This is a genomic window from Ilumatobacter sp., from assembly GCF_041688325.1.
GTDB lineage: Bacteria > Actinomycetota > Acidimicrobiia > Acidimicrobiales > Ilumatobacteraceae > Ilumatobacter_A.
Genome location: NZ_JBDNIJ010000129.1, coordinates 1 through 15,751, shown reverse-complemented (window position 1 = coordinate 15,751; position 15,751 = coordinate 1). Strand labels below are relative to the sequence as shown.

16 protein-coding genes are annotated in these 15,751 nt (G+C 62.9%); 7 read left to right on the top strand and 9 right to left on the bottom strand.

The window, feature by feature from the left end; translation table 11 throughout:
- Positions 1 to 4: 4 nt before the first annotated feature.
- Both ACH2EI_RS08735 and ACH2EI_RS08730 read right to left on the bottom strand, forming a co-directional pair.
- Positions 5 to 442, bottom strand: a complete 438-nt coding sequence (locus tag ACH2EI_RS08735; RefSeq protein WP_395154327.1) for a c-type cytochrome — start codon at positions 440 to 442, stop codon at positions 5 to 7.
- Positions 443 to 471: 29 nt separating this feature from the next.
- Positions 472 to 1,917: an N-6 DNA methylase gene (locus ACH2EI_RS08730; RefSeq protein WP_395154328.1), complete on the bottom strand. Its 1,446-nt coding sequence runs from the start codon at positions 1,915 to 1,917 to the stop codon at positions 472 to 474.
- Between the two features lie 72 nt (positions 1,918 to 1,989).
- Here ACH2EI_RS08730 and coaA point away from each other — a divergent pair, with 72 nt between their 5' ends.
- Positions 1,990 to 2,961 carry a type I pantothenate kinase gene (coaA, locus tag ACH2EI_RS08725; protein WP_395154329.1) on the top strand — a complete coding sequence of 324 codons (972 nt, stop codon included), beginning with the start codon at positions 1,990 to 1,992 and terminating at the stop codon, positions 2,959 to 2,961.
- Here coaA and ACH2EI_RS08720 read toward each other — a convergent pair.
- From ACH2EI_RS08720 to ACH2EI_RS08710, 3 genes are read right to left on the bottom strand one after another with little or no spacing between them, the layout of a single operon-like run.
- A complete protein-coding gene (locus ACH2EI_RS08720; RefSeq protein ID WP_395159739.1) occupies positions 2,958 to 3,656 on the bottom strand; it encodes an HAD family hydrolase in 699 nt (232 codons plus the stop codon). The genes coaA and ACH2EI_RS08720 overlap by 4 nt on opposite strands.
- A gap of 21 nt (positions 3,657 to 3,677) precedes the next feature.
- Positions 3,678 to 4,058, bottom strand: coding sequence for a helix-turn-helix domain-containing protein (locus tag ACH2EI_RS08715; protein ID WP_395155183.1), 381 nt, complete (start codon positions 4,056 to 4,058; stop codon positions 3,678 to 3,680).
- A gap of 54 nt (positions 4,059 to 4,112) precedes the next feature.
- Positions 4,113 to 4,382: a WXG100 family type VII secretion target gene (locus tag ACH2EI_RS08710; protein ID WP_395155182.1), complete on the bottom strand. Its 270-nt coding sequence runs from the start codon at positions 4,380 to 4,382 to the stop codon at positions 4,113 to 4,115.
- A 107-nt stretch (positions 4,383 to 4,489) separates the two neighbouring features.
- Here ACH2EI_RS08710 and ACH2EI_RS08705 point away from each other — a divergent pair, with 107 nt between their 5' ends.
- A complete protein-coding gene (locus ACH2EI_RS08705) occupies positions 4,490 to 5,743 on the top strand; it encodes a M20 family metallopeptidase (RefSeq protein ID WP_395155181.1) in 1,254 nt (417 codons plus the stop codon).
- Positions 5,744 to 5,785: 42 nt separating this feature from the next.
- Here the strand turns inward: ACH2EI_RS08705 and ACH2EI_RS08700 are convergent, their stop codons facing one another.
- Positions 5,786 to 6,889 (bottom strand): L,D-transpeptidase family protein, encoded by a 1,104-nt coding sequence (locus ACH2EI_RS08700; RefSeq protein ID WP_395155180.1) that lies wholly within the window; start codon positions 6,887 to 6,889, stop codon positions 5,786 to 5,788.
- Positions 6,890 to 7,051: 162 nt separating this feature from the next.
- Positions 7,052 to 8,656: a DEAD/DEAH box helicase gene (locus ACH2EI_RS08695; protein WP_395155179.1), complete on the bottom strand. Its 1,605-nt coding sequence runs from the start codon at positions 8,654 to 8,656 to the stop codon at positions 7,052 to 7,054.
- Between the two features lie 200 nt (positions 8,657 to 8,856).
- Between ACH2EI_RS08695 and ACH2EI_RS08690 the strand changes: the two genes are divergently transcribed.
- The 4 genes from ACH2EI_RS08690 to ACH2EI_RS08675 are packed head-to-tail and all read left to right on the top strand — an operon-like array spanning position 8,857 to position 13,041.
- Complete coding sequence (locus ACH2EI_RS08690; protein WP_395155178.1) at positions 8,857 to 10,089, top strand: CaiB/BaiF CoA transferase family protein; 1,233 nt, start codon at positions 8,857 to 8,859, stop codon at positions 10,087 to 10,089.
- A 15-nt stretch (positions 10,090 to 10,104) separates the two neighbouring features.
- Positions 10,105 to 11,361: an aminotransferase class V-fold PLP-dependent enzyme gene (locus tag ACH2EI_RS08685; protein WP_395155177.1), complete on the top strand. Its 1,257-nt coding sequence runs from the start codon at positions 10,105 to 10,107 to the stop codon at positions 11,359 to 11,361.
- 17 nt (positions 11,362 to 11,378) lie between these two features.
- Entirely contained in the window at positions 11,379 to 11,738 is a 360-nt protein-coding gene (locus ACH2EI_RS08680; RefSeq protein WP_395159737.1) for an antibiotic biosynthesis monooxygenase family protein, read from the top strand.
- Between the two features lie 52 nt (positions 11,739 to 11,790).
- Complete coding sequence (locus tag ACH2EI_RS08675; protein WP_395155175.1) at positions 11,791 to 13,041, top strand: aspartate kinase; 1,251 nt, start codon at positions 11,791 to 11,793, stop codon at positions 13,039 to 13,041.
- 29 nt (positions 13,042 to 13,070) lie between these two features.
- Here the strand turns inward: ACH2EI_RS08675 and heR are convergent, their stop codons facing one another.
- Both heR and ACH2EI_RS08665 read right to left on the bottom strand, forming a co-directional pair.
- Positions 13,071 to 13,832 (bottom strand): heliorhodopsin HeR, encoded by a 762-nt coding sequence (gene heR / locus ACH2EI_RS08670; RefSeq protein ID WP_395159735.1) that lies wholly within the window; start codon positions 13,830 to 13,832, stop codon positions 13,071 to 13,073.
- A 51-nt stretch (positions 13,833 to 13,883) separates the two neighbouring features.
- Positions 13,884 to 14,708 carry a class I SAM-dependent methyltransferase gene (locus ACH2EI_RS08665; protein ID WP_395159733.1) on the bottom strand — a complete coding sequence of 275 codons (825 nt, stop codon included), beginning with the start codon at positions 14,706 to 14,708 and terminating at the stop codon, positions 13,884 to 13,886.
- Between the two features lie 160 nt (positions 14,709 to 14,868).
- Here ACH2EI_RS08665 and ACH2EI_RS08660 point away from each other — a divergent pair.
- On the top strand, positions 14,869 to 15,751 hold an 883-nt coding region (locus ACH2EI_RS08660; RefSeq protein WP_395159731.1), incomplete at its 3' end, for an aspartate-semialdehyde dehydrogenase.

Here is a 15,751-nt window from a genome sequence, read left to right as displayed (position 1 = left end):
TCGATCAGCCGCCTTCGGGCGGGCTGAGATCTTTGATGTAGGCAATCACGTCGGCGATGTCATCGTCAGTCAGCCGGTTCTGTGGCATCTGTAGCTGGTAGTCAGCAAGCAGGTCGGCGCCGGGCTGAGCGATCGCTCGCACGAGATACGCATCGTCAGCAATCACCGCCGAGCCATCCTGAAGTTCCCGTTCCGACCCGGCAAGCCCAATCCACGTCGGGCCAACGCCACCTTTGCCGTCGGTTCCATGGCAACCAGCGCAGCCGCTCGACAGCCCGATGCGCTTGCCTCGCTCACCAGCCGCACTCAAGGTCGGTCCGGCATCGCTACCGCCGCCGCATGCCCCCGCGAAGACGGCCAACCCGACGATCAGGGCACCACTCGCTGCACCTCGTCGGCCTCGTCGTGCCCGGCGCTGTGAGGTGGATTGCCCGCTTGTCATCACGATGAGTTTCGCAGCCCAACTGCTGATTATGGCCGCGCCAGCTCTGTGACGTCGGGCGGTTGGCGTGCCTCGATCTTGACGAGTGCGGCCACCCACCATGCGACCAAGGCCTCGTCGTCAATCCCGAAGGCTCGGTGCACTTCGCGGCCACAGCTGCGGACATCTCCGACGCGCAGTTCTTGCACTGCTGCGTCAAGGCTCCCGTTTGGCCACGGCAGGTCGGCGAGTAACACCGGCCCGAGCCTGATCGCATCGGCAGACAGGCCCGTGCCAGCGCTGCGATGCCACGCCCATGCCGATGCCACTGGCGAGGTGAGCACCGCAGCGATCTTCCAGGCCGTGGCCGCCAGATCGTCGCCCGTCGGATACGCCGAGATGACCGGGACACCCGGCAGGACATCGCCGTCCGGGTCAGCCACGGCTTCGATGATCTTCGTCTGGTTCGCAATCAACACCTTTGGCACAAGTCGACGACTGGCCCAGCGCTGCATCTTCGGATCAAGCGCATCCAGATCAAGACGCGGCGCAGCAAAGCGCTGCTTGGCAAAGGTGATTGGACGCCGGCCCCACCACGATCGGCCCGGATCGATCAGGCCACTGGTGATCAGCTGCGGGCCTGCGTCGTGGTCGCCGACTGCAGGGATCATCCCGTAGTACTCGTCGCGGAAGTTGGCGTTCAACCAGCAACGGTCCCCGAGCCTGCCCGAACCTTGCTGCTCGAAGGCCAGCGGAACGTCTGGCACACCCTGGCGGTCGGTGATCACGTGCCCCCACGTCGCCCCCCGTCGTCTTGATGGTGTGCCGAACTGAAAGACCAGGGCGCAGGTGTGGACGTGTGCGTCGAACTCTCGATCCCCGGTCCACCACGACCACACGATGTCGGCACGAGCATCAACCGCCGCGCGCGTTGCTCCCGCATCGCGAGCCGAGAGCACCGACTGCGGCAGCACGAATGCAACGCGGCCAGAGTCGCTGACCAACTCAGCGGCAAGCGCCACGAACTCGACGGCAGCGTCGGCGTACGGGCCTCCGCCTCTGCTGCTCGAACCTCCACGTGTTGTTGTCGCTGCCATCTGCGACAAGAACGGCGGGTTGCCGATCACCAAATCGAAGCCGCCGTCACGCCCTCGGCCAAAATCCGTCCAGTCCAGTGCCAGAGCGTCACCCTGGACGACCGAGTTCGCGGCAACTGAGGTGGCCTCTGCAAGCGCCTGCTGCGCTGCCACGACGGCAGATCGGTCGATGTCGATGCCGACGGCGTGGGCCCTGCCACCGAGTTGCACGATCCGTTCGGCAGCCGCGATCAGAAACCGTCCGTCGCCACACGCGGGGTCAACGATGCGGATCTCACTCGACGTCAAGAGACAGCGCCCGACGAACTCGGGCGTGACCGCAGCATCGACGACTCGCTCCACGAGGTCGTCCGGCGTATACCAAGCGCCGCGCTGCTTGCGGTCGGCCGGGTCACTCACGCTCGCAGGCTACGCGCCGAGCACAGCTGCGCGTCTGTGAGCGCGTGCCCCTGGGTGCGTAAGGTCGCACCCGTGATCGAACCGGTGCCTCAACCGACCGCGCGCGTCACTGACGCCGAACCATCAGAGGCTGATCGCTATCTCAGCTTCGAGCGCGACACGTGGGCGCAGCTTCGTGCGTCGACGCCACTCACGCTCGGAACACGCGAACTGAGTGAGCTGCAGGGAATCAATGACCAGATCGACCTTGAGGAGGTTGCAACGATTTACCTTCCGCTCAGCCGCCTCCTCAACTTGTACGTGACCACGATCCAGGACCTGTACAAAGTGTCCTCGACGTTCCTGGGCAACGTCGCACCGAAGGTGCCGTACATCATCGGCGTCGCCGGCAGTGTCGCGGTGGGCAAGAGCACGTTTGCACGCATCCTCCAGGCGCTGCTGGCCCAGTGGCCCGATCACCCCAAGGTCGACCTCATCACCACCGATGGCTTCCTTCACCCAAACGCCGTCCTCGAAGAACGCGGCATCATGAATCGCAAGGGGTTCCCGGAAAGCTATGACACGCGAGAGTTGCTGCGTGTGCTTCGGGACATTAAGAGCGGCCGGGCTGAAGTGACAGCTCCGGTCTACAGTCACGTCGTCTACGACATCGTCGACGACGAGCGCGTCGTCACACGTCAGCCAGACATCGTGATTCTCGAAGGCCTCAACGTGTTGCAGACCGCAGAGGGGTTCAGCGAGTTCGTATCGGACTACTTCGACTTCTCGATCTACATCGACGCTGACGAAGCCGACATCGAGAAGTGGTACATCGACCGGTTTCTCGCGCTGCGGGAATCCGTCTTTCAAGACCCCAACAGCTTCTTCAAGTTCTACGCTGCACTGAGCGACGAGGAGGCTGTTGCGACAGCCCGAGGGATTTGGCGTGAAATCAACGGCCGCAACCTCGCCGAGAACATCGCCCCGACCCGTGATCGAGCATCACTGATCTTGCGTAAAGCCGCCGACCATCGGATCGACCGCGTGCAACTTCGACGGCTCTAGATGCCCAGCCAGCCGGGAAGTTCGCTGATGCTCGCGAGCTCGGCGAACTCCTCGTCGTGCTCATCGACGCGTTCGAGCTCCCAGGTCGTGTGATATGGGATGTGAACGGCGTGCCCGCCGAGGGCCAGCACGGGCAAAATGTCGCTCTTCACCGAGTTACCGACCATCAGCACCCGATCCGTCTCGACGCCCAGTCGGCGGAAGATCTTGGCGTACGTAACCGGATCCTTTTCGAGCAGGATCTCGATGTCGGAGAAGTGATGTTCGAGCCCTGACGTGGTGACCTTGCGCGTCTGATGCACCAGGTCGCCCTTGGTGATCATCACGATTCGCTTCTCGGCACCGACTGCCGCCAACACCTGGGGCACGTGATTGAGCACACGTACCGGTTCGGTCAGCATGTGCTGGCCTATCTCGACGAGTTGCTCGAGAACCTCGACCGGCACGCTCCGATTCGATGCGCTCATCGCCGCACGAACCATCGAGATGGTGAACGCCTTCACTCCGTAGCCGGAAACCGGCAGGTCGGCACGCTCGACCGCTCGCAACGCCTCCTCCACATCGACGCCAACCGGGCAGTGCGGCCGGACGAGTTCGAAGAACGCAAGCTCAGCGCGGTTGAACGAATCTTCGCTCTGCCACAGCGTGTCGTCCGCGTCGAAGGCGATCAGGTCGAAATCGTCGAGTCGGGTCATCAACGCCGAGTCTGGCAGGAGTCAGCGGTGGATCGCGTTGAGGTAGTTGTAGACGGTGATCCGACTGACACCCATGGCGTCGGCAACATCTTCGACAGCACGCCGCAAAATGAACGCGCCGCGTTCGTCAAGGATGCGGATCGCCCGCTGTTTCCCCTCTCGCGACAGCATCGGCAGCGTGTCGCCGAGTTCGGTTTCAACGGCATCGATCAGCCGGTCGAGCGCCCCGTGCAGCGGCGGAAGCCGCACCGCGGCGACGGTCACGCCTTCCCAGACCAGCGGGACGTCACTCGGCTCGGCGTGGTCGACATTGATGAACGCAGCACCGACCGCGTCGACGAGCGGTTTGGCTGCGAGCACCAAGGGATGAACACCTGCGAGAGGGTCGCGCTCGGTCGTCACTGAATGAAGACTATTCGACCGGACGCCCGCTGACCCAGAGGGCGGTCAGATCGGTCAGCCAACGCCCATCACGCGACGCAGTTCATCAGCTCGCGCCGTGCAGTCTTTGCCGGCCATGCCAAATGCATCATTCAGCTTGCCAAGCGCCGATTTGAATGATGTGTTCCAATCCTCGACGAACCGATCACGGGCAGGACCTTGCCAGGTTGTGCCGTTGATGACGCCGTCGACCGTGGTCATCACCTGATTGATCGACTCGATCTGGCGGGTCAGGCTCGTGCCAAGATTGCTCAGCTGTTCGGGGTTCGCTCCGTACATCGTCATGAGGTACTCGTTTCTGTGCTTGTGAGCCGACCGGAGTGGCCGCTCACCGCCACAGTGGGGCCGGATCCAACGAATCCGGAAGAAACGATCTGCGGTACCGTCGATCCATGGCCGATCCGAGCGACAACCAGGAAACCGATCAGTTGGCAGCGTCGGTGCGTACGCACGCCCACGACGTGATGGACGCAACGATCGCTCTGCGTCGCAAACTGCACCAGTGGCCAGAACTCGGCAACGATCTGCCGATTACGCGTCAGACTGTACTGACGGCGCTCGAAGGCCTGCCACTCGATGTCACGCTCCACGAATCGACCAGCGGCATCGCTGCAACGCTTGAAGGCAGTTCGCCCGGGCCGACCATGTTGCTCCGCGGCGACATGGATGCGCTCGAAATGCCCGAAGATACGGGGTTCGACTTCGCATCCCGAATCGACGGCGCAATGCATGCGTGCGGCCATGACACGCACACCGCCATGCTCGTCGGCGCGGCGAAGCTCCTGTCGGAACGCCGCAACGAGTTCGCTGGCCGTGTGCTGTTCATGTTCCAGCCGGGAGAAGAGGGCCACCACGGCGCACAGTTCATGCTCGATGAGGGGCTCCTCGATGTCGGGGCGCTCTCCGACGGTTCTACATCGGCCGTCGAGTCGGCATTCGCGCTCCACATGACAGCGGCCTTGCCATCTGGTTGGATCAGCACGCGAGGCGGCCCAGTCATGGCATCTGCCGACACAATGCACATCATCATCACGGGCAAGGGCGGCCACGCCAGCGAGCCGTACCGCGCCGTCGACCCCATCCCAGTTGCGTGCGAGATCGTCACTGCACTGCAGACCATGATCACACGATCGGTCAACGTGTTCGACCCGTCGGTCGTGACCGTTGGTCGCATCACCGCAGGCACAACAAACAACGTGATCCCTGAGACGGCTCATATCGAAGGCACCATCCGTGCGGTCAGCGAACGAACCCGGGCACTTGTGCACGACGGCATCAAGCGGGTTGCCGAAAACATCGCCGCAGCACACGGCTGCGACGGCAACGTCGAGATCATCTACGGCTATCCGGTCACGACCAACGACGACAAGTTCGCTGAGTTCACGCTCGACTTGGCACGCGAGGTGGCCGGGCCAAGCAGTGTGGTCCGCCTCCCAAACCCCGTCATGGGTGCCGAGGATTTCAGCTACGTGTTGAACGAACTACCGGGCGCAATGGCGTTCCTCGGCGGCACACCACACGACAAGAACCTCGCTACGGCCGCACCGAACCACTCGAACCGCGTGTACTTCGAAGAATCAGCAATGCACACCGGCATCTCGATGTACACCGCAGCAGCCCTCCGCAAACTCGCTCCGACCCAATAGCCAACTCCGTACTGTCACGCCGAGCAGACCTCGGTGTGACAGTTACGGAGTTGTCGTCGTGGTCGTGCTGCTGGTCGTCGACGTGGTGGTTGTTGTTGTGGTGGTCGTAGTCGTGGTCGGCTTGACCGTCGTGGTGGTCGGGGTTTGCGTCGCGACCGGCACAGTCGTGGTGGTCGTGCTGCTGGTGGTCGTCGTGGCGTTCGGGTCGGCGTAGTCGAACGACGGCAGCGAATCGCGCTCGGTCTGCTGCTCGGGTTCCTTGATGCCGTCCCAGACCAGGATCCGGTCGCCGATGCTGACCTTGCTCTGGAAGTAATCCGAAATATGCATCGGCAGGCGGACGCAGCCGTGCGATGCAGGCTCGAGCGGCACGTTCTCTGCACCGTGTACAGCGATGCCGAAGTTGAAGTAGACCGGGTTCCACATCCCGCCGAGCGGGCTCACGCGCTTACCTTCGACCTGGCGGCGGTACTTGAAGACACCACCCGGGGTCTTGGCCAGCGCACAGACCTGCTTGGTGACCGGCTCCTCAAGCTCGCGGCCTTGCGCATCGGTGTCGTAGGTGGCGGTTTCGCAGTACTCCTGCGGCTTGCCGTCAGCGGTCAGCTGGCCGGACGAAATGTGCGAGATAAGTGCCGGCTTGTCCTTGTGGAACACGATCAGCACCTGTTCGGGCAGGTACACCTCGGTGTGATCGGCCTGACCGTTGGTCGAACGGCGTGGTGTGATCGTGACATCGCGGCGCAGGGTTTCCCAGGATTCGGGTGAGATCACGCCGGTCGCCTCGGCGCGCGGTGTCCCGAGCACAAGCTTCTCGAATGCCCAGACCGCTTGCGTGGTCAGTAGGCCATAGATGCCGTCGGCAGGGCCCGGGTCGAACCCCAGGCCCACGAGCCGTTCCTGCAACATCTTGACGTCGTCGCCCGCGAGCCCCTGACGGAGCGTGCGGCCGACGGCTGGCAGGTCAGGTGTCGCGTCAGGCGCTTGAGTGACAGGAGCTGGATAGGTGGTCGTCGTCTGACCGTCAACCAGCAAGGGCACAAATGCGTCGTTCGGCGCAACTGCCTGCGAGGTCGGCGACGAATCGCCTTGACCCCCGAAGAACCCAATTCCCAAGATGCCGGCAATCAACGCAACAGCGATCATCAGCGGCAAACGGTTCGTCGCTTCAACGCGCTGCGACGCGCGACGCTTGGGGGTTCGATGTGTTGATCGGGGGGTCATGAGACGATTCGCAGCAGAAGGACGTCGGGCAGGAAAACCGTAATGCCTACTCAACGGAAATATGGGTCAGTCAGACCGGTCGAATCAGGCGACAGTTACGTCGAATGCTTCGGGGCCGTTCTTGCCGTCACGCACATCAAACGAGACGCGCTGGTTGTTGTCGAGGGTCAAAAAGTCGCGGTCGGCGCCTTCTGAGCGGTTCCCGTCGTTGCGACGGCTCGCACCCTTCACGATGTTCGAGAAGTGGACGAACAGGTCCTTGCCACCGGCATCGGGAACGATGAAGCCATAACCACGGCCGCCGTTGAAGAATTTTACAGTGCCATCACCGATCGACATGTCGGGAGCCGGCAAATCGGCCTGCTCGGGGCGTTCGGTCTCGAAGCGGTCGTCGCGCTTGCGCTCGCGCTTTGCTGCGACCTTGGACTCAGGCTGGCGGTCGTCGCTCGATCCTCGATCGTCACGTAACGGACGCTCTTTGCGAGCCGCCGGGGCCTCTTCGCGACGCATGGAAATCGGCGGGTCGATCAGCAGATCGACGTCGGGGCCGGTCACTGGCTCGTTGAGCCCGATCGCACGCTGCAGCTTGCTGGCGTCCTTCTTCTGGCCACCTTCGAGCAGCGAGACAACCGTGCCGGACTCACCAGCGCGGGCGGTACGGCCCGAACGGTGCACGTACGTGGAGTTCTCGGCCGGCGGGTCGTAGTGGATGACGCAGTTCACGCCGTTGACGTGGATACCGCGTGCAGCGACGTCGGTGGCAATCAGTGCAGCGGCCTTGCCTTGCTTAAATGCGGCAAGCGCACGATCGCGCTGGCCCTGGCTGCGGCCACCGTGGATTGGTTCGGCCTTCACGCCAAGTTTGTCGAGCTGCTTCGCAAGGCGATCGGCGCCGTGGCGGGTCCGGGTGAACACGATGGTCGAACCCATCTTGGTGATCACGTCGGCACACACCTGCTGGCGCTGTTCGCGCTGGACGAGCCAGAACTTGTGATCGGCGAGACTCATGTCGGGGCCCTTCGGACCCACTTCGTGCCGCACCGGGTTGTTCTGGAAGTCGGCAACGAGCTTGGCGACGGGGCCGTCGAGCGTGGCTGAGAACAGCAGCACTTGGCGGCGAGCTGCAGTCTGGCCGACAATGCGACGCACTGAGGGCAGAAAGCCCATGTCGGCCATCTGATCTGCTTCGTCGATCACGACCGTGCTGACGTCGGCCAAGTTGATGGCGCCCATCTGGATGAGGTCTTCAAGGCGGCCCGGGCAGGCGACGACGAGCTCAGTGCCGCGGTCGAGCGCCTTGCGCTGGTTGCCGTAGCCGACACCGCCGTAAATCGACGTAGCCCAGTGGCCTGCGGCCTGGCAGAACGGGCTGAGCTCAGCCATGATCTGCTCGGCGAGCTCGCGGGTCGGAGCGAGCACGAGTGCGACCGGGCGGCGGGCCTTGGCGTCACGCAGGCCAGCCACGAGCGGCAGGCCAAAGCCAAGGGTCTTGCCGGAGCCGGTCGGCGCACGGCCAGCAACGTCGCGACCGGACATCGCGTCGGGAATGACTGCTGCCTGGATCGGGAATGCGTCGTACTTGCCCTGGCTGTGCAGAAGTTTGACGATCGAGCTCGGCAAGCCGAGCTGGTCAAACGGGGTCGGTGTTGCTTCGTCGAGCGCACGTGGCGCGACGTAAGTCATAGTCATCGGGGATTCTCTCTTGTGTCAATTCTGTTAGTTACAGCGCTTGGCCGGAACAGAAGACACAATCCGAAAGCGCTCACCGATCGGAATTTCGATCGGAGCAGGCATCTATAGTAGCGCTCTCGGTGGCCAGTCGGGTGTGCGTCACGTCACGTCACGGCGCGGCTTCGCTCGCATCGTCCGCCATCGGCCACGATGGGGTCGTGCCCGCAACGTCGTCTCGCTCACCACTCTCCGGCATCAGGGTGCTTGACCTGACGCGCGTGCTGTCTGGCCCGCACTGCACGCGCATGCTGTGCGACCTCGGAGCCGACATCATTAAGATCGAACCGCCGGCAGGCGACCTCACTCGGTTCTCATCGCCGCGCCGCAACGGCCTGTCGAGCTATTTCGTCCAACAGAATACGGGCAAACGCAACTTGAGTATCGATCTCGGCAGTGCAGTCGGGTCGGCCTTGCTGCTCGACCTTGTCGAACACGCCGACGTACTGATCGAGAACTATCGGCCGGGCGTCATGGATCGGCTCGGCCTCGGCGCCGACATCGTCCACGGCCGCAACCCAAGGCTCATCTATGCGTCAATCTCCGGCTACGGGCAGACCGGCCCGTGGGTCCATCGCCGGGCCTACGCACCGGTGGTCGAAGCCGAGAGTGGCATCGTCGCGTCGCAGGGCAACGCGCGCGGCGGCGCCTACGCGAAAGATCCGCACAGCCACGCCGACGTTTACACCGGCATCGAGATGTGCACGGCAATCCTCGCCGCACTGTTCCAGCGCGAACACACCGGTACCGGCCAAACGATCGACGTGTCGATGGCCGAGACGATGCTGTACGTCAACGAACATCTGCACGACGCGCTGTGGACCGACGAGGTGAGCCCCGAAGTAATCCGAAGCTTCCGTCCTGGCGACTACCTCGTCATGCAGATCGGGTCCGGAGAGTCGTACATCGTCAGCGGCCATCCCGCAGAACGCGGCAGCTTCGATCTGTTCATCGCTGCGATGGGGCAACCTGAATTGGCCGACGACCCACGCTTCGTCACCGTGGCTGCCCGCGTCGAGCACTACGACGAACTGCGCTCACTGCTCCTCGAATTCGCCCTGACAATTCCTGACGCTGCGAGCTTCGAGCAGCACTTCGCCGATCACGGTCTCGCAACGGGTCAGGTTCGACAACCCGGCGCACTCGCTGACACCGAATGGGCCGTCGAGCGTTCGGCCACCGTGCATGTTGACGATCGCAACGGCGGAACCATCAACATCCCCAACGCACCGTGGAAGTTCAGCGGCGCACCCGACGTCGGCGTCAGCGGCATTCCGAAATACCGAGGCGAAGACAACCGCGAGGTCTTGGCCGAACTGCTCGGCCTCGACAGCGATGCGCTCGACCGACTCGAAGCTGATGGCGTGCTCTCCAGCCGTCTGCCGTCCCACTGATCTGCCGTCCCACTGATGGCCTCCCCCGACCTACCGTCCACCAACCACGACACGGATCACAGCACCGGTCACGCGCCTGATCGTTCCGTCGCCGAGCAGCTCGATGCCGCCGACGTGCTCGCTGAGTGGCGCGAACGGTTTGTACTTCGCAACCCAGGACTCATCTACCTCGACGGCAACTCGCTCGGAATGACGCCCATCGCAACGATCGACGCAATGCGCCGAGTCATCGAAGAACAATGGGCGGGCGACTTGATCACGAGTTGGTGGGAGAACGACTGGCTCGACCTGCCGCTCACGATCGGCAACGAGTTGGCCTCGTTGCTCGGTGCCGCTGAGGGAACCGTCGCAGTGCACGACTCCACGACCGTCGGCATCTTCCAGCTGCTGAACGTCGCACTCGACCTTCCCGCAGCCCGAGGGGGCCCACGGCCACCGGTACTCGCCTTCGCCCCGAGCGAGTTCCCGACCGATCGGTACGCAGCGGAAGGCGTGGCTCGGCTCCGCAACGGTGCAGTGCGTTCCGGGCTCGACAACCTCGACGGCGTCGGCGTCGTCATTCGTTCGATGGTCGATTACCGCAGCGCCGAAATCTGCGACGTCGCAGCGGAGACGAAACGGGCCAACGATGCCGGCGCGATCACCGTGTGGGATCTGTCGCACGCGGTTGGTGTGCTCGATCTCGATCTGCCAGCACTCGATGTTGACCTGGCCGTCGGCTGCACCTACAAGTTCCTCAACGGCGGCCCCGGAGCACCGGGGTTCACCTACGTCGCGCCGCACCTCCATCACGACATAACCCAACCGATCTGGGGTTGGTTTGGTCAGACCGACCAGTTCGCAATGGACAACGCATTCGACCCGAGGCCCGGTATCGGACGCCTACTCCACGGGACCCCCGGCATACTCGGCCTCACTGCTGCACGGAGCGGCATCGCCACGACAATCGAGGCAGGCATCGGGGCAATCGCTGCGAAGGCGCAAGCAATCACGCAGTATGGGATCGCGGTTGCCGACGCCTTGGGCCTGACAGTCGCCTCGCCAAGAGACGCCGCTCGGCGCGGCGGACACGTGGCCATTCGCCACACCGATGCCGTCCGCATCCACCGCGAACTCGAAGCTCGTGGGGTCATTGTCGATCAGCGCGATCCAGACATTCTGCGGCTTGGCATGTCTCCGCTCACGACGCGCTTCGTTGACGTGCATGACGCTCTCCTGCATCTCGCTGAGCTCGCCGAAATGACCGCTGGAGACGGCACAACCGCCTCCTGATCGGGCATGCTGGCGAGATGAGCGTCGTCAAGATCAATGCCATCACCATTCCCGAGGGCATGGGCCCGCAGCTCGAAGGCCGGTTCGCCGGTCGAGCCAAGATGGTCGAGGCATTCGAAGGTTTCGAAGACTTCCAACTGCTGCGGCCAACCCCCGACCAGGAAAGCGGTGAAAACCGCTACTTCGTGTACACCCGCTGGGCATCTGAGGAGAACTTCCAGGCATGGATGGACAGCCAAGACTTTGCGAAGGGTCACGGCACCGGTCAGGCCGACGGCAACACCACACCTGACGGCGAGCAGGCCCGCAAGCCAGTCGCCCAAGGCGCCGAACTCATGTCGTTCACCGTCGTCGAACACGTCGTCAAAGGGGCGTAATTGATAATTTGAGGCTCGACGGCCACCGGGCCTCCAGTAGCATCTCATTCTCGTGGCACTGATCGTTCAGAAATATGGCGGCACGTCGGTTGCCGATCCTGATCGCATTCGTGCGGTCGCCGAAAACGTTGCGCTCACCAAGCGCCGAGGCAACGACGTCGTCGTGGTCGTCTCGGCGATGGGCAAAGCAACCGACCACCTGATCGCACTCGCCAACTCGGTCTCAAAGAACCAGTCGGGTCGCGAAATGGACATGCTCCTGACCACGGGCGAACGCCAAACCGCAGCACTGCTCTCCATGGCTCTCGCTGATCGTGGTATCGACGCTGTCAGCTACACGGGCAGCCAAGTTGGCATCATCACCGATACCGCGCATCGCAAGGCCAAAATCATCGAAGTCAGGGGCGACCGCGTTCGTGCCGCGATCGCCGAGGGGAAGGTGGCGGTCATCGCTGGCTTCCAGGGCGTCAGCACCGACAAGGAAATCACCACGATGGGTCGTGGCGCCTCCGACCTCACCGCTTCTGCACTCGCTCAGGCACTCGGCGCCGACGCATGCGAGATCTACACCGATGTCACCGGCGTGTTCACCGCCGACCCGCGCATCGTGCCCCAGGCTCGCAAGCTCGCCAAAGTGCACTTCGACGAAATGCTCGAAATGGCCGGCGCCGGCTCCAAGGTGCTCGCCATGCGATCGGTCGAATTCGCACGCAATCACGACGTCCCACTTCATGTGCGTTCTGCTTTCACTTGGGAGCAGGGAACACTGGTCAGCAACGAGGAGCCCTCAGTGGAAGATCCCATCATCTCCGGTGTCGTCACCGACATGACCGAAGCCAAAATCACCGTACTTGGCGTGCCCGATCAGCCCGGCGTGTCTGCTGCGTTGTTCGAGCCGCTCGCCGAAGCGAACGTCAACGTCGACATGATCGTGCAAAACACGTCGACCGAAGGCACGACTGACATCAGCTTCACGATGCCGATGGCCGACTTGGCAGAGGCCAAATCGATTGTGCAAAAGGTCGCCGAACAGATCGGCGCCACCAAGGTCACCCACGACGACGACATCGCCAAGGTGTCACTCGTCGGTGCCGGCATGAAGTCGTCTCCGGGCGTCGCGGCGAAAATGTTTCGCGTGCTCGCCGACGAGGGCGTCAACATTCAGATGATCTCCACGTCGACGATTCGGGTATCAATCATCATCCCGTCGGCCGACATGGAACGAGCAGCGATCGCCCTGCACACCGCATTCGGTCTCGACTCCGGCGCCGATTACAGCGCACCCCTGCCCGAACGCAAATAGTTACGCATGGGGTCAGGCCCCTTTCGCAACTATTCGGTCGGAGCGAGCGACCCGCCGAAGATCTGCCAGGCAAGCACCGACTTCGCCACAAGGCTCAGCACGAGATAGGTCTTCTCACCGAAGATGTAGCTGGTCCACTTGCCAATCTTGCGGTACTGCAGCCACTGGTTGAGACCGAAGCTGAAAAAGAAGATCGACTGCGCAACGATGATTCCGTAGACGAACCCCGGCACCTCGTCGGCACGTACCGTATTGAAAGCAATGCCTGCCCACGGGGCGAGCCCAGCAAACGTTCCGAACCAGAACGGCAGCATCGTCGTCTCGGTGCGGCTCGGCGGGTTGAACTTCTCCTGCAGCCAACCGAACAGAATCATCGAGACGTTGGCGCCGATGATGGCAAAGACAGCAGTCATCTCGGTAATGCCCGAGTACGAGGCGATCAGGACGACCATGAGCGTCGCGCTCATCGAATACTCGACCCAGCGGAACCGATTGATGCCGCGGCGTAGGTCGGCCTCGTATGGCTGCTTCGCCACCGTTGCCGTCAGCAGGTGGTCAAACGCAGCGAGTGCGAGGAATACCGCGACCGCAATGCCAATCGGTAGGTCGAAGATGCCTTCGCCCTGCGGCACCCGCGTCCCGGGCGGCCCGTCTGGAGTGGCAGAGGTGAAGGTGATTGCGAAATCGCCAGCGAGCACCAGAATGATCGCGGCCTGCGCTGCGTGCAGCAGCGTGAGGCCGAGATTCCACTTGCGCAGATTTGAGAACTGGCTGTCAGAAATATCGATCACAGTTTCGATTATTCCCGCTCGACGTCACCATCAAACCATTGTGCTCACTATCTATCGAACCGTGGCAATAACCCAGTAGTGATGTGGGTTGACGCCGATAAAACTCTGCGTGATCGCTCCACGCCCGGCGAAGTTCGACTTCGGATTGCGCCAGACCTCGACGCTACTGAACAGCGGGGCGAGTGGGCCGATGATTTCGTCAGGGTTCAGCCGGTTGGCCTGCCATCCAATACGCGCAATGATGCGCTTCTGTGACAGCCAGTCGCCGAGCTTTGGCACGCTGAACAATCCGCGCACCACCTTGCTCATCGGAATTAACACGGCATCGCCACGCCCGCGGGCCCGGTAATTCAGAACGACCTTGCCGCCAGGCTTGGTGATCCGAACGGCTTCCGAAGTGAGCTCGAGTGCATCGTCAGGATCACAGTGCTGGAACGTGATGTAGCTGAAGGTGATGTCGGCCGAGTTCGGCGGCAGATCAAGCGTTTTGCCGTCGGTGACGCGGCTGGTGCGCAGACGGTCGACCTTGCCGAAGCGGCCGACGGTCTCGAAGCACCGTTCGAGGAATCCGGCGTCGAGGTCGCACGCCGTGACATGGCCGACCTCGCGGGTAAATGCGCAAGTCATCCGGCCGATGCCGCAGCCGATCTCAACGAGACTCTGCTTGTCGAGGTCGGGCGAACGAAGGCCGAAGACCGTCAGGTACGACCCGACTTCGGCGTCACCGGTGGCCACGAACTCTTCGAGTGTGAGGCCGGGACCTTTCTGGTTGTTGAAGACCCATCCAGTACTCCGCACGACGTCGTCACCGCTCACCTGCCGCTCAGAGACCAGGCCAGCGGCCCTCCAGGGAACGAGTCGCGGTCGACGAGCCATCCACGTGATTGTGCCAGAACCATCGACGATTCTCCACCTTGCTCTGTCGCTACGACTCAGCTTCTGCCAATGAAGGCCACCAGCAGCGGCGCATTCGTCACCAGAAACTGTCGCGAAACCAGGCGGGGCGAGCGGATGGCCGGCCGTTAGGCTTTTCGCTATGCGCGTTGGAGTGGTCGGAGCAACAGGTCAAGTTGGCAGCGTCATGCGACGCCTGCTCGAAGAGCGAAACTTCCCGGTCACCGAGATGCGGTATTTTGCGTCGGCCCGGTCCGCTGGCACCACGCTGCCGTGGAAGGGCGAGGAGATCGTCGTCGAAGATGCCGAGATCGCTGACCCCTCAGGCCTCGACATCGCACTCTTTTCCGCAGGCGCCGCGTCGTCTCGCGCCTACGCCGACAAGTTCACTGCGGCCGGCGTGATCGTCATCGACAACTCGTCGGCATTCCGTATGGACCCCGACGTTCCGCTGATCGTTCCCGAAGTCAACGGACACCTAGCCCACAACCCGCCCAAGGGCATCATCGCCAACCCCAACTGCACCACGATGGCCGCCATGCCGGTCCTCAAGCCACTGCACGACGAGGCGGGCCTGACGCGCATCATCGCCGCCACCTACCAGGCCACTTCCGGTTCCGGACTCGCTGGCGTTGACGAGCTCGCAAAGCAGGTCGCCGAAGCCGGCGGCAACGGCGCAGCACTCACACATGACGGTTCCGCCATCGCCTTCTCGGCGCCTGAGAAATTTGCGCGCACGATCGCGTTCAACGCCGTGCCACTGTGCGGCTCGATCGTCGACGATGGCCGGTTCGAAACCGACGAAGAGCAGAAGCTGCGCAATGAGTCGCGCAAAATCCTCGACATTCCGAACCTCCTCGTATCTGGCACGTGCGTGCGCGTTCCGGTATTCACCGGGCATTCGCTGTCGCTCAACCTCGAGTTCGCCAACCCCATCTCGGTTGAGCGCGCCTACGAACTCCTTGCCGAGGCCCCTGGCGTTGAGGTGACCGACATCCCGAACCCGCTGCAAGCTGCCGGTGCCG